At 66.5% G+C, this 12,791-nt stretch carries 13 protein-coding genes; 3 read left to right on the top strand and 10 right to left on the bottom strand.

From position 1 onward, the window contains the following. The 3 genes from IT293_05810 to IT293_05800 are packed head-to-tail and all read right to left on the bottom strand — an operon-like array spanning position 1 to position 2,641. Entirely contained in the window at positions 1-714 is a 714-nt protein-coding gene (locus IT293_05810) for a hypothetical protein (GenBank protein MCC6764161.1), read from the bottom strand. Positions 715-720: 6 nt separating this feature from the next. After that, a complete protein-coding gene (locus IT293_05805) occupies positions 721-972 on the bottom strand; it encodes a hypothetical protein (protein MCC6764160.1) in 252 nt (83 codons plus the stop codon). 4 nt (positions 973-976) lie between these two features. Further along, positions 977-2,641, bottom strand: a complete 1,665-nt coding sequence (locus tag IT293_05800) for a nitrite/sulfite reductase (protein ID MCC6764159.1) — start codon at positions 2,639-2,641, stop codon at positions 977-979. A gap of 284 nt (positions 2,642-2,925) precedes the next feature. Between IT293_05800 and efp the strand changes: the two genes are divergently transcribed. Both efp and IT293_05790 read left to right on the top strand, forming a co-directional pair. Continuing rightward, the gene (gene efp / locus IT293_05795) at positions 2,926-3,495 is read left to right on the top strand and encodes an elongation factor P (GenBank protein MCC6764158.1); all 570 of its coding nucleotides are present in this window, start codon (positions 2,926-2,928) and stop codon (positions 3,493-3,495) included. 145 nt (positions 3,496-3,640) lie between these two features. Then, entirely contained in the window at positions 3,641-4,267 is a 627-nt protein-coding gene (locus tag IT293_05790; GenBank protein ID MCC6764157.1) for a tRNA (guanine-N7)-methyltransferase, read from the top strand. On the opposite strand, the gene IT293_05785 is transcribed toward IT293_05790, so the two are convergent. From IT293_05785 to IT293_05760, 6 genes are all read right to left on the bottom strand, one after another. After that, positions 4,228-4,767: a DUF4340 domain-containing protein gene (locus tag IT293_05785; GenBank protein MCC6764156.1), complete on the bottom strand. Its 540-nt coding sequence runs from the start codon at positions 4,765-4,767 to the stop codon at positions 4,228-4,230. The genes IT293_05790 and IT293_05785 overlap by 40 nt on opposite strands. Beyond that, the gene (locus IT293_05780) at positions 4,764-6,095 is read right to left on the bottom strand and encodes a GldG family protein (GenBank protein MCC6764155.1); all 1,332 of its coding nucleotides are present in this window, start codon (positions 6,093-6,095) and stop codon (positions 4,764-4,766) included. Before IT293_05780 ends, IT293_05785 begins: the two co-directional genes overlap by 4 nt. Next, positions 6,092-6,838 (bottom strand): ABC transporter permease, encoded by a 747-nt coding sequence (locus tag IT293_05775; GenBank protein MCC6764154.1) that lies wholly within the window; start codon positions 6,836-6,838, stop codon positions 6,092-6,094. Before IT293_05775 ends, IT293_05780 begins: the two co-directional genes overlap by 4 nt. Next, positions 6,835-8,295: an ABC transporter ATP-binding protein gene (locus tag IT293_05770; GenBank protein MCC6764153.1), complete on the bottom strand. Its 1,461-nt coding sequence runs from the start codon at positions 8,293-8,295 to the stop codon at positions 6,835-6,837. The genes IT293_05775 and IT293_05770 overlap by 4 nt, the downstream gene beginning before the upstream one ends. Positions 8,296-8,621: 326 nt before the next feature. Then, complete coding sequence (locus IT293_05765; protein ID MCC6764152.1) at positions 8,622-9,686, bottom strand: hypothetical protein; 1,065 nt, start codon at positions 9,684-9,686, stop codon at positions 8,622-8,624. Positions 9,687-9,801: 115 nt separating this feature from the next. Beyond that, positions 9,802-10,263, bottom strand: a complete 462-nt coding sequence (locus IT293_05760; protein MCC6764151.1) for a hypothetical protein — start codon at positions 10,261-10,263, stop codon at positions 9,802-9,804. Positions 10,264-10,524: 261 nt separating this feature from the next. On the opposite strand from IT293_05760, the gene IT293_05755 reads away from it, so the two are divergent. Further along, positions 10,525-10,776 carry a helix-turn-helix transcriptional regulator gene (locus IT293_05755; protein MCC6764150.1) on the top strand — a complete coding sequence of 84 codons (252 nt, stop codon included), beginning with the start codon at positions 10,525-10,527 and terminating at the stop codon, positions 10,774-10,776. 51 nt (positions 10,777-10,827) lie between these two features. Here IT293_05755 and IT293_05750 read toward each other — a convergent pair whose 3' ends face one another. Continuing rightward, the gene (locus IT293_05750) at positions 10,828-12,468 is read right to left on the bottom strand and encodes a PAS domain-containing protein (GenBank protein MCC6764149.1); all 1,641 of its coding nucleotides are present in this window, start codon (positions 12,466-12,468) and stop codon (positions 10,828-10,830) included. Between the last annotated feature and the right edge of the window lie 323 nt (positions 12,469-12,791).

Genomic DNA, 12,791 nt, shown 5'->3' with positions numbered 1-12,791 from the left:
CTAGCGTGAAGTCATGTGGAGCGTGACGTCGAGCGCTGCGTGCGGAGCCACGGTCACGGCCTGCGTGATCGTGCCCAGCGTTTCGTGCCACGCTTCGATGGTGTAGCTACCTGGCGGAACGTCTTCGATGGCGAAGACGCCGTCCTCGTCCGTCAACGCGTAGTAGGGGTGCTCCTGCGCGATCCACCAGGCCGCCATCCAGGAATGGACGTCGCAGCGGATTCGAATCGGCATCTCCGGCTCATCGATGCGCTTATCGAAGACGCGACGGAATCCGGGCTGCGCCAAGGTGAATGGCCGATTCCGTTCCGAGCGCGTGTTGGTGTTGTGGAGGATCTCGTCGAGATTCTCGATACGGACGCGCGATCCCGCGGGGAATACCGCCACGCGCGGCACGTATTCACACGCCTTCTGGCGCAACCGCACCGTTCGCGGCTTCGGCATGGGCTTGCCCCGGGGGACGTCGCGCAATCGTACGACGACGTTCCGAATGGCCTTACGCGGCGACACGAGAAGGTCGCCGGCGACCTTCTCGTGACCGCAGACCTCGGGATCCTTCGTGATGGAGATCACCGCCGGCCTCGGAGGCTCGCCGACATAGCGGACCCGCCCTCGGATCGCGCCGCCATCCTGGAATGGAATGGCCTCGTAGGCGAGGCACGGAGCGACCGAGCCCACCAACATGGTGATGGCGGCGAGAACGTGTCTGGTCATCTCCGGTCAGGGCGTGTCGTACACCCGGATCGTCGTCACGCATAGCCCGCGAGAGCTCCGACCGAGGTCGAATCCGACCTGAAGGCCGGGACACAGGGTCGAGAAGCTCGTGGTGCCGACGAGGGTCAGGTGCGCCGCGGCGAACGGAACCTCCCGACCGCGCTCCGTCCGAAGCCACCCCGTCCGGCTGCCGTGATGCACGACGGACACGGTGCCCCGGTAGTACCGACGCTCGACCGGCACATCTTCGACGGGCATGGGTTCAGCGAACGTCGTCGGGGGCCGCCGCGACGGCGATCTTGCTGAGTTCGTCCATGCCGACCCGCTTCACGAACACGTGGAACGCCTCTCCCGGCGCGCGGCGCGTCCGGTAGCATTCGGCGATTGCCGCGATCGCACGCGGAGCGGCCGCTTCGGGGAACCGGCCGCCGAGCCGCTTGCCGACCGCGTGGTCGTGCTCCCCGACGTGGCCGCCGAGCAGAATCGAGTAGTGGGGGCGCTCTACGCCGTCCTTGCCTTTGATCAACATCCCGGTCAGGCCGATGTCGCCGACGTGATGTTGTCCGCACGAGTTCGGGCATCCGCTGATCTTCACGTGCAGCTCGCCGAGAGCACCGGCGGATATGCCGCTTTCGGCCAGGTGGTGACGGATGCGTTCGGCCATTCCCATGGAGCGGGTCACGGCGAGGCTGCAATAGTCCGCTCCGGGGCACGAGACGACGTCCGTGATGTGGTTCGCGCCCGATTCCGCAAGGCCGATCTCGACGAGTCGCCGGTAGACCGCCGGAACGTCCTTGCCGCTGATCGACGGCAGCAGGAAGTTCTGTTCATTGGAGACGCGGAGAGTGCCGTTGCCATGCTCGTCGGCGAGCGCGGCGAGCGCGCGTCCTTGCGCGGTCGTGTAATCGCCGATCGGCACCGTGACGGTCACGAGGAAGTATCCGCCATCGCGTTGCGCGGTCACGTTGGTGGCCGCCCACGCGCCGTAGGCGGCGTCGCCGCCGGCCAGGGGGGCGCCCGGGTGGCGCGGCGCTGGCAGCTCATAGCCCGCCACGTACTCGCGAGTCTCGCGGCGCAGCTCGTCGCCGCGCTTCGCCTCGACCCGCGCGACCTCCTCGTCGAGCGCCTTCGAGAAATTGTCGGCGCCGAGCTTGCGCATGAGATACTTCACCCGCGCCCGGCTCCGGTTCTTGCGCTCGCCGAGGCGGTGCTGGATGCGCAGGATCGCTTCCGAGACGATCAGCACGTCCTCGGCCGGCACGAAATCGCGCAGGCGCGTCGCGAGGTACGGCTGGGATCCGAGGCCGCCTGCGACGGCGACCGCGAAGCCGGGGACGCGCTTCCCGCTCTCGGTGCGGACGTGGGCGTAGAGGCCGATGTCGTTGATCGGGCCCTGGGCGCAGTCGCGCTCGCAGTTGGTGACGGAGATCTTGAACTTCCGCGGCAACGTCAGGTTCAGCGGGTTGAAGAGGAAATAGTCGTTGATGAGCTGCGCGTAGGGTGAGACGTCGAAGGATTCCGACGCGAGGAGCCCACTGTGCGGGCAAGCCGTCACGTTGCGGACGCCGTCGGAGCACGCGCCGCGCGTCGTGATGCCGACGGCGTGGAGGCGCCGATACATCGTGCCGACGTCGCCCAGGGGAACCCAGTGGATCTGGATGTCCTGACGGGTGGTGAGGTGCGCGACGCCCCGCCCGTAGTCGTCCGCGATGTCGTTCAAGCACTGCATCTGCGGGACCGTGAGCAGGCCGCCCGGAATCTTGATCCGCTGCATGTAGCTCGTGTGATCGAGCTGGTAGTAGAGGCCGTAGCTGAGGCGCATCGGGCGGAATTCGTCGGACGTGATGGAACCCCCGATGAAGCCCTGAACACGCCCCTCGTGGCCCGTGAGGCCGTCGCGCAACTGTCGATCACTCGGAAAAAGCATGACGTTCGCTCCTGAGTAGCTGCCTTCGACCGGCGGCCGACGAGCACGCGGGCATCCCCGCGCGCCCGGCGGGTGGTTGAAGCACTGACGACGCAGACAGCCTCCCCGCCATTATCGACGGGCCCCCGGATGTGTCAAGGCGAACTCGCTGATAGGACGCAGAGTTATACCGTCGGAGCGGATGGATTCGCACGGCCGTCCGCGGGTGGTCCGTGCCGGCGCGCCGCGTTGCGTTCCGCCATCGGGGGTGGTACCTCGCCCCGCTGATTTCCTCGGGAGGTTCGATGCTGATCCCTGCAACGCAGCTGCGCGTCGGTATGCTCATCAACTACCAGAACGATCTCTACCGCGTCATGGCGGTCACGCACATCACGCCGGGAAACTGGCGGGGCATGGTCCAGACCAAGATGCGGAGCGTGCGCTCCGGAACGCAGACCGAGAATCGTTTTCGGTCGGAAGACAAGATCGATCGCGTGACGCTCGACCAGCAGGAGATGGAGTACCTCTACGGCGATGGCGAGGGACACCACTTCATGAACACGGAAAGCTTCGAGCAGATCGCGCTCGACGCCGAGTGGCTGGGAGACGCCGTGCAGTACTTGCTCGCCAATATGCGGGTCACGGTGGACTTCTACGAGGGGAAGCCCATCGGCGTGACGCTTCCGAAGACCGTCGACCTGCGCGTGACCGACACGGCGCCCGGTCTCAAGACGGCCACCGTTACCAACGTGCTGAAGCCGGCTACCACCGAGACCGGGCTCGTCGTGCCCGTGCCGAACTTCGTCGACGTCGGGGACATGATCAAGGTCGATACCGAGAGTGGCGGCTATCTATCTCGCGTGAAGGCAGAATAGCGGCGGCGGCGTGGATTTCCGTTGTCGCGAGTCGGAGGAGCGCGCTCGACTCGAGCTCTGCTCCAGGTTCTACGGGCACCCAGCGTGAATACGGCGAACCCGAACCCGAGGCACTGGTGGAGCACGCGCTCGCATTACCGCGCGGATGAGCTGGACGCACGAGCGTGACGGCACGGCGTTCTGGCGCGAGGTCTTCGGGAACGCCGCCGCCGTGGAGATCGAGATCGGCAGCGGCGACGGAGCGTTTCTCTTCGCCAGGGCCGCACGGCATCCGGACCGGAATTATCTCGGCATCGAGCGATCGCCGTCGAAGGCTCGGCGACTGGACGCGCGTCTCGCCGCGCGCGGCGCGGCGAACGTGCGGATGCTGCAGGCGGACGCGCGATGCCTCGTCTCGTCGGTCATTCCGGCCGCGTCGGTCGCCGCATATCATGTCTACTTCCCGGACCCGTGGCCGAAGCGCGCGCACGCGCCGCGGCGCATCTTCACGGGCGGCTTCGTGCGGGCGCTCGCCGCGACGCTGGCACCGGAGGGGCGCCTGCACTTCGCGACCGACGTTGCGACGTATGCGACCGTCGCGCGTGCCCACGTGCTCGGAAGCGGTGAGTTCCGCGAGATCGAGATGACGGAGGATCATCCCGGGCTCACGACGTCGTTCGCCCGGAAATACCGGGACGGAGGCCGGACGCTCGTGAGCTTCACGTTCGAGCGCCGCCCGGGATCTTCCGGCGATCAGCTGGGCGGCGCAGCCTCGAAGATCAGATCGAGGTAGTAGCGGAGGTTCATGCCCACGAGGTAGATCGCGGCCCGGTCGCTGCGACGCGCGTAGACCGCCGTCTGGGTCGGATTGCGGGCCCCGAGCGCGACCGTGACGGGGTGCATGGGCGGAAGACCCACCATGATCTCGATCGTCGCCGCGGGGGACTCGAGGCCGTACGCCGCCAGGTCGTGTTCGGGCGCGTTGCCGAGGCGCTCGGCGGCCTGTCCGGCGGTGAGCGTGGCGACGGTCGCGTCGATCAGGTCGGGAGCGATGCGGGCGCCAGGCGGCTCCAGCGTGTGCCAGGTGCCGTCTTGGCGCGTCGCGCGGACGACCCGGACATCCTTGCGGAAGGTGACGGTCGTGACGGCGGCGGCGTCCGCTTCGAGCAGCGACGGTCCGACCGGTGCCTGCGCGTGCTCCTCGGGAGGGGGCGCCACCCGGTCGACGACCTCGACGAAGATCGCGAGCAGCGCGAGCACGACGTAGATCACGGTCACTCGTTTCCAGCTCACGCGCGTCGTCTCCGGAGGAACACGAAGAAACCGACGGCGAAAAAAATCGCTGGTTGCAGCACCGTCGCGAGCCAGAAGGACCAAGCCCCCTGCGTCTCGGTGACGAAAAATTGTTCGCGTCCGACCTCTTTCGACTGGGCGCGGGCGGCGAGCAGTGACTCGTCACGCGCGAGCCAGTTGATGCTGTTGACCAGGAGATCCTTGTTCCCGAGGTAGTCGATGATGCCGTTGGTGGCAAAATCACTGTCGCCGATCACGATCAGGCGGCCGTGGCGCTCCGGCGCCGGATAGAATGCCGCGCCGACGATCTGAGGTCCGGTGGGGCGGCCGCCACTCTCGGCGCGAACCCCGTTCTCCGGGACCGCGGAGCTGGCGCTGCTGGTCTTCAGGAAGGCGAGCGTAGAAGTCGCAGTAGGTTCGATGATCTCGAGGGGGCGAGCGTAGGAGAACACCGGGGGGGATTCCAGAGTTCCGCTCACGAGGAACGACGGCAGGAGGTCCGCCACCATGACGGTCACGGCCTCCCCGCCAGCCAGGCGACGCTCGGGATCAACGACGACCCGGTCGACGGGCGTGGCCACTCCGAGGCTCGCCGCGAAGGCGGCAATCGACGACGGCGTTTCCGGATCCACGAGGAGCAGCAGATTGCCTCCGCGGTGCAGGTAGCCCTCGATCTGCGTGATCTCTCCGGGCAGATAGTCTTTGCGCGGCCCCGCCATCACCAGCACGGTGGCGTCGATCGGCACGGATTCGGCTCGCATGAGCGGCAGCGTTCGGACGACGAATTGGTCGTCCTCGAGGGTGCTCTTCGCGACCGACATGCCCGCCTTGCGGTCGCCGTCGTCAGGGGAGCGTTCTCCATGTCCCGTGACGAAGTACACCATGCGCTCGTGGTCGCGTGTGACGGCGAGCAGGGCCCCCATCAGGAGCGTCTCGCTCGGATTCGATACGTCGCGCCGCCGTCCTCCGCTCTCGACGACGACGGCACCGTAGCGATCGATCCCGTAGCGACGGGCGAGCGCCGGCGAGCGGTTGAGGTCGATGAATTCGTAGGTGACGCGGGGCGTCTGCTGCGTGATCCGCCAGAGGAGATCCTTCAGCTGGGGCGTGCGCGGATCCTCGCTCCGGACGAAGACGGTGAGTCGGACCTCGCGGGGCAGATCCGAGAGGATCTTCTTGGCGTGGCTCGACAGGGTGTAGGTGCGCTGGGGCGATAGGTCGAGACGAACGTTGTGACGGTACGTCAAGAGCAGCACGAGCAATCCGCACCCGATCAGTCCGATCGTACCGAGCGCGAGAGAGGCCCACCCGCTCCGCCCCGGACTCATCGGCGACCTCGCCAGCGACGCGATTCCATCGAACGCAGGGTCAGGAACAGAAAGAGCCCGATGAAGAGCACGAAGTACGTCACGTCCTTCAGATCGATCACGCCACGCGCGAAGCTGAAGAAGTGGTCGAACGTCGAAAGCTGGCTCAGGACCGTGAGAAACGTCGAGCTGACGGCGGCCTCGTTCCAGGTGAGGATCCAGAACAGGAGGAGCACGACGAACGTGCACGACGACGCAACCACCTGGCTGTCGGTCAAAGAGGATACGAACAAGCCGCAGGCGATGCAGCTCGCGAGGAAGAGGACGGCGCCGAGATAGCGGGCGAGGAACGGACTCGGGTCGAACGGCTGAATGGCGTAGACGATGGCGGGATAGAGCGCCGTACCGGCGAGGAAGAGCAAGAAGATCAGCAGGCACGCGGCGAACTTTGCCAGCATGATCTCGGTGTCCCGCAGGGGGTATGTGTACAAGAGCTCGATCGTGCCGAGGCGTCGCTCCTCCGCGATCAGGCGCATCGTGAACAGCGGCACGACGATCAGCAGGTAGAAGCCGATGTGGTTGACGAAGAAATCCTGCCAGAAGTTTTCGAGAATGTTGATGCCGAAGCCGAAGGTCACGTAGCTGTTCAGCGTCGTGTAGAATCGGTAGCCGGTCGCGAGCAGGAAGGCGCCTACCACGACGTAGACCAGGGGCCCGGCGAAATACGACGCCAGCTCCTTGCGGATCAGCGCGACCGTCTTCACGCGGTCGTGTCCCGTTCGCTTCGTACCAGGCGGACGAAGAGCTCCTCGAGTGTCATCGGGAGCGGGCGGACCTCGAGGAGCCCCCAGCCTCTTCCCACGACCATTGCGGCGAGCTCGCGCCGGGCCTCGTCTCCGCGCGCGGACCGCACGACGACCGAGACGACGCCGTCCGCTCCCGTTTCCTCACGGACCTCGTCGACGTCGGGAAGTGCCCGGAGCGCCTGGAGCACGGCGGTGCGCGGTCCCGCGACGCGGGCACGTGTTTCGTGAGATCCCTGCAGCCGGCGGGTCAGGCCCTCCGCGGTGTCCTCGGCGATGATCCGCCCGTAGTCGATGATGATGACGCGTTCGCACGTCATGCTGACCTCGGGTAGGATGTGCGTACTGAGCAGGATCGTCGTCGAACCTCCGAGCGACTTGATGAGGCTCCGGATGTCGACGATCTGGCGGGGATCGAGACCGACGGTGGGCTCGTCGAGCACGAGGACGCGCGGTCGATGCATGACGGCCTGCGCGATGCCCACGCGCTGTCGGTACCCCTTGGAGAGCTTGCCGATCAGCTTGTCGGCGACCTCGACGAGGCCGCAGGCCTGCATGATCTCTTCGATGCGCGCGAGCCGTTCACGTGACGAGACGCCCTTGACCGCCGCGCAGAACGTGAGAAAGCGTCGCACGGAGAGGTCCGGATACAGGACAACGTTCTCGGGCAGGTAGCCGATGCGCTCGCGGACGGCGAGCGGGTGCTCCTCGACGTCGAGGCCGTCTACGCTGACCCTGCCGTCGCTCGGCGGAAAGAAGCCGGTCAGCAGGCGCATGATCGTGGTCTTGCCGGATCCGTTTGGTCCGAGCAGTCCCATGATCTCACCGGGGCGAACGGAGAAGCTGACGCCGTCGACGGCGCGGGTTCTTCCGAAGTCCTTGACGAGCCCGCGGACCTCGATCACTGGCGTCCCGCTTCCGGGCTCACACGAAAGCTGACCAGCTCGACGGTGGCCAGGACCTCGGACGTGGCGCTGCGCTGCTCGGTGCGAATCAATCCCACGCCGGGCGCATACCAGTCCGAATAGTAGTAGACGATACGGGGTCCGATCGCGGTGCCGTCCGTCGACGTCGCGGAGTGGATCGCCGTCGTCTCGACGCGAGCGCAGTGTTCGAAGCGTCCCGCCGGAACCTCGATCGGCTCCTGCTGCGTGTAGACCTGATGGAGCTGGCGGACCTCGTATCCCGAGCCGTCCGGGAGTTGGTAGGCGTTCGTTCGCCCCTCCCACGCCGGCGTGGCCGTGAGATTCACGGGGAGGAACTTGAGCTCGCCGGAGCGCATGCCGGTGTCTTCCAGGGACTCGCCTCGGTACTCGAGCGACATCACACGATGCAGATAGCCTCCTTCGGTGCAGTAGAGGATCGGCGAGGGTTCGTCGGAAGGACGGACGCCGTACCGTTCGTCGACGATGCGACATGCATGCCCGTGCGGGCCGATGAACTCGGTCGGCCGGACTACAGCCGTGAACCGTAGCGGCGCGCCGTCAGCGCGACGGGAGACGACGTATTCCCATGACGAGCCCGGTGGGAGAGGGAAGAAATTCGCGACGGCGCCGTCCGGTCGTCCGCGACGGGCCGTCGTCGTGCATCCCGAACCTGCGACGATCAGTAGGATGCATAGCGCCCTGGCGCCCACCGACCCCACGAACCTCATCGGGCGCATGGTAGGCAAACACGTTCGTGGCTTCAATCGAGCCACGGGCGGCGGCCGCGAGCTCCCGCGGCCGCCCCGTGAAGGCGGTGCTTACGCCAGGCTCGGCGTCCAGGTCTTGCCGCCGTCCTTCGTCCTCAGGATAGTGCCGAAGCCTCCGACGATCCACCCATTGTTGTGATCGAAGAAGTCGACGCCACGGAGCCACGTAAAGAGACGCATGCCGAGCTTCGCGCGCTTCCAGGCCGCCTGATCGGGCTCGCGGGTCAGGACCTCGCCGCCCGCGCCGACCACCCAGGCCTTGCCGTCCGGAAAGAGGAACGGCGAGTAGAGCGGATCTTCGACGGCGATCTTCTCGTCGATCGTCTCGAAGGACCAATGCGCGCCGCCGTCCTTGGTCCGCGCGATCCTTCCTTCGAGGCCGGCGGCGATTCCCTCCTGCGCGTTCACGAAGTGCACGCCAAAGAAGGTCGGGAGATCGAGGATGTCGACGATGCCTTCGCCGAGGAGGCTTTCCTGCTGCGGGCTCCACGTCTGTCCGCCGTCCGAGGTCGCGTGGATCGTACCGAACTCCCCGACGATCCAGCCGTGTTGATCGTCGGCGAACTCGATATCGTAGAAGATCGGGTCCTGCACGGCGAGAGCGATGTCGTCCGAGATGCCCTCCTTGTCCTGGGCGATCTTGCGAACCTTCCAGGTGACGCCGCCATCGGTCGTTTCGAGGAGCGTGGACTTGTCGCCGACGGCGTACACGTGGGTCGGGCTCAAGGTGTAGATCGCGAACAGGTACTGTTCGGTGTTGCTCTTCTGCTCGACCCAGGTCTTGCCGCCGTCCTTGGTGTTGAGGATCACGCCCGCCTGGCCGCAGATCCATCCGTTCTGTGCGTCCGCGAAGCGGATGTTGTAGAGCGCCCGATCGGTGGGTGTCGGAATGACGTTCCACGAACGTCCTGCATCGGTGGTCTCGAGGATCTTGCCGCGGTAGCCGGCGACCAATACGTGATCCGCCGAGAGCGCTTTCACATCGAAGAAACGGTCACCAAGGAGCGAGATCTTGTGCTCCGGAAGGGGCGGAAGCTCGACCTCGTGATGACATCCACCGATCACGAGAGCGCCAACGATGCTGAGCGCCGCCAGGGCGCGCCGAGTTGTCTGCATGAACCCCTCCTAGGAAAAAACGCAGGCTCGCCAGGAGCTTACTCGCGGCGGCACAGGGACCGCGGTCTACTGCCTCAGATCAAATCGCGAGTCAACCGACGAGCGGGTCGCGGCGTCAGCCCGCCTTCTTGGGGAACCACTTCGGCTGGTCCGATTTCTCCACGATCTCTTGTTGATCGATCTTCCACTCGCCGTTCTCTTTGATGAGCGTGTAGAGCTCGTACTCGTCGGCGCCGAGCTGGTTCAGGAACTTGTCCTGGGAGCTGAGGATGTTCGGGACCTTGGCGGTATCGCCTTCGACCTTCCCCGGGAAGACCTCGTACTTGAAGATCTTCACCTCACCCGTCTGGAAGATGTACTTCTGCTCCTTCGCCCAGGCCTCGGCGTCCTTGTTGGCGGCCATGCCCTTCGAGATCTGCTTGTAGGCTTCGTCGAACTTCTGGTCCTTCATCGCGGCCAGGTACGTCTTGACGGTCTCCTCCGGCGTGGCCGCTGCGAAGGTCGGAGCGACGCCCGCCACGCTACTTACAAGGGTACAGGCTGCCACCAGAACCTCGAGTTTCCGGACCATGCTCATCGATCTCCTCCTCTGTCGTGCCGTGCGAACCCGTATGTTCCCCATAGCGAATGGTGCCGCTCCAAGGCAACGGAGGACGCCGTGCCGTCACCCGCGCGCCGCCGTGCGGCATCAGACCGTCGCTCGGGGCGTCGATCACGGGCGTACATCGCCGACCTTCCGAAGAACCCGCCGTGGCACGCGGGTTGCTGCCTGCCATGGCGAACGCCGTGGGCAACACCCGGACGTATTCCAAGCGTCATGCGCAGGAGGTAGCACCCAATGGAGCGAAACAGCGAGGAGACGTTGGACGTGCTTCCCGAGGGTGATGCACCTGGATCTCGGTCCATTCGCGAGCTGCGCTCGCGTCTCGGCATGACGCAGGAAGAGTTCGCGCATGCGATCGCGGTGACGGTATCGACCGTCAATCGGTGGGAGAACGGCCACGCCAACCCGAGCAAGCTCGCGTGGCGAGCGATCCAGGGTCTCGCGCGCAAGCGCGGAGCGTCGCTCGGGGCCAAGGGGCGCGAGTAACGGAGGCGATCGCTCCGTCGCCCGCGGGGCGCGGCGGTGCGACCGCCGGCGTCAACCGCCGACGGCGAGCCGAGGGGACTCCACCGTTCGACGGTCGGCGAGCGCCCGGTCCACGGCGCGGGTCAGCTGCGCGACGTCGAGCGGCTTTGGCACGACGTCCACGACCCCGAGGTTCGCCGACAATGCCCGTTCGGGCTGCACGGTGAGCATGATTACGGGGATCGTCGCCGTTGCGCCGGTGGTGCGAAGGATGCGTAGGACGTCATAGCCGCTCAGGTCGGGGAGCACGACGTCGAGAAGAACGACGTCCGGACGGATCCGGCGGGCGACGTCGATTGCCTCGGCGCCACGCTCGACCCGCGTCAGCTGGTAGTGCTGTCCCCACGCCTTCTCCAGCGTCAATCCGAGCTCCACGTCGTCGTCGACGAGGAGCACGGTGGGAGGTTCCTCGTCGGAGAGCGGCCGGGCCGTGGCATCCGCCGCTCGCGCTCGTTCGCGGATGGCGGGCAGGACGACGGTGAAGGTCGAGCCCTCGTGCTCGCGGCTGTCGAGCAGGATGGTGCCCCCGTGCCGTTCGACGATCGCCTTCGAGATCGCGAGCCCGAGGCCGCTCCCGGGCTCCCCCGAATGTCCGGGATGGAGCCGCTGAAAGCGTTGGAAGAGACGGCTCTGATCGGCGGTCGGGATGCCGACGCCGCGATCGCGCACCGCAATGTGCACCTCGTCGCTGCAGGCATCCACCGAGACGTCCACGTGCCCGCCCGCGGGAGAGAACTTGACGGCATTCGAGATGAGGTTGGTCAACACCTGGATCAGGCGATCGCGATCGCCCGCGAGCGCGGGCACGTCGGAGGCGATCGAGGAGGCGATCGTGATCTCGCGGGCCGCAGCGTAGGCCCGGAGCCCCGCCACGGCCTCGTCGATCAAGGAAGGCATCCCGACCTTCGCGAAGGTCAGTTCGATCTTTCCCAGCTCCAGGCGGGAAATGTCGAGGAGGTCGTTGATCAGGCGGATCAAGCGATCGGCGTTCTTGAGGCTAATGTGCAACAGCTCCGAATCGATGGGCGAGAGCCCGGCGGACTTGCCGAGAACGAGCTGCAGCGATCCTTTGACCGAAGTGAGCGGCGTGCGCAGCTCGTGCGTCACGGTGCTCAGGAAGTCGCCCTTGAGGCCGGCGAGCTCGCGCGCCTGGCTGCCGTCGTGGAAGAGGAAGCCTCGACCGGTGACGATGCCGCCGGCGTCGCGTAGCGGGACACTGCGCCACTCGAAGGATCGCGCCGGGGTCGAGAGGCGCGTGAGCTCGCCGGCGCTCTCGCGTTCCGGGTCCTCGGCGAGCTCTGCGATCGTGTGTGCGAACTCCGCGTCGTCCGCGAAGCGGTGCGCGAGGGCATCGACGAGCGTCGTGCCCGATGCGGGGTCGATGGGGCGTCCGCAGAGGGCCGCGAAGGCCTCGTTGACGTACACGAGGCGCAGCGAGGCGTCGGTGACGGCCAACGCGTCCTCGCAATGCGCCAGGAGCAGGCCGAGCGACGCGGCCGACGACCTTGCCGACCCCTCGATGCGGCGCGCGGCGCGCCGGTCGCGCTTGGTGGCCCATGCCGTGCCGATCGTCAGGCCAAGTGTCATGCCGACCGCCGCCGCGAGCAGCGGGCGCGCTCGTGGCGCGATCACCGCGAGGAGGCCGCCCAGCACTGCGGCGGAGAGTGGGATTGCCGCGAGTACGGCAGGGGTCCTACGGCGTTTCGCGGTCGGGGTCGGCAACATGGGGCGAGCTCCGCGTGGGCGGGAACGCGATGGCAAGCAGCAAGGAGCGTGCCCCCCTCTCCTTTGGCCGATCGCGTCTCGCGTCTCGAAGTTTCGCGGCGTCGAGAACGTCCCCCTTCGTCACTGCCGTGACGCTTGTCAGGGAGAGCGCTCGATCGGCCGCGACCGACAACCCTCGATAGCGTCGAGGGCTGGGCCTCCCCAGCGACTGTGCCATCGTGGCTCACCGCCTGGCATGCGTTTTGCGTAAT

The organism is Deltaproteobacteria bacterium (assembly GCA_020848745.1).
In the GTDB taxonomy this organism is placed as follows: Bacteria; Desulfobacterota; Binatia; order UTPRO1; family UTPRO1; genus UTPRO1.
The sequence above is the reverse complement of the archived record's forward strand: the minus strand, read 5'-3'. Positions and strand labels throughout refer to the sequence as shown.

What these genes read in the sequence shown, in the direction of transcription:
- IT293_05810 (MCC6764161.1), bottom strand. Translation starts at nt 714, where the DNA reads ATGACCAGACACGTTCTCGCCGCCATCACCATGTTGGTGGGCTCGGTC.
- IT293_05760 (MCC6764151.1), bottom strand. Translation starts at nt 10,263, where the DNA reads ATGAGCATGGTCCGGAAACTCGAGGTTCTGGTGGCAGCCTGTACCCTT.
- IT293_05755 (MCC6764150.1), top strand. Translation starts at nt 10,525, where the DNA reads ATGGAGCGAAACAGCGAGGAGACGTTGGACGTGCTTCCCGAGGGTGAT.
- efp (MCC6764158.1), top strand. Translation starts at nt 2,926, where the DNA reads ATGCTGATCCCTGCAACGCAGCTGCGCGTCGGTATGCTCATCAACTAC.
- IT293_05790 (MCC6764157.1), top strand. Translation starts at nt 3,641, where the DNA reads ATGAGCTGGACGCACGAGCGTGACGGCACGGCGTTCTGGCGCGAGGTC.
- IT293_05805 (MCC6764160.1), bottom strand. Translation starts at nt 972, where the DNA reads ATGCCCGTCGAAGATGTGCCGGTCGAGCGTCGGTACTACCGGGGCACC.
- IT293_05765 (MCC6764152.1), bottom strand. Translation starts at nt 9,686, where the DNA reads ATGCAGACAACTCGGCGCGCCCTGGCGGCGCTCAGCATCGTTGGCGCT.
- IT293_05780 (MCC6764155.1), bottom strand. Translation starts at nt 6,095, where the DNA reads ATGAGTCCGGGGCGGAGCGGGTGGGCCTCTCTCGCGCTCGGTACGATC.
- IT293_05800 (MCC6764159.1), bottom strand. Translation starts at nt 2,641, where the DNA reads ATGCTTTTTCCGAGTGATCGACAGTTGCGCGACGGCCTCACGGGCCAC.
- IT293_05770 (MCC6764153.1), bottom strand. Translation starts at nt 8,295, where the DNA reads ATGTCGCATCGTCGACGAACGGTACGGCGTCCGTCCTTCCGACGAACC.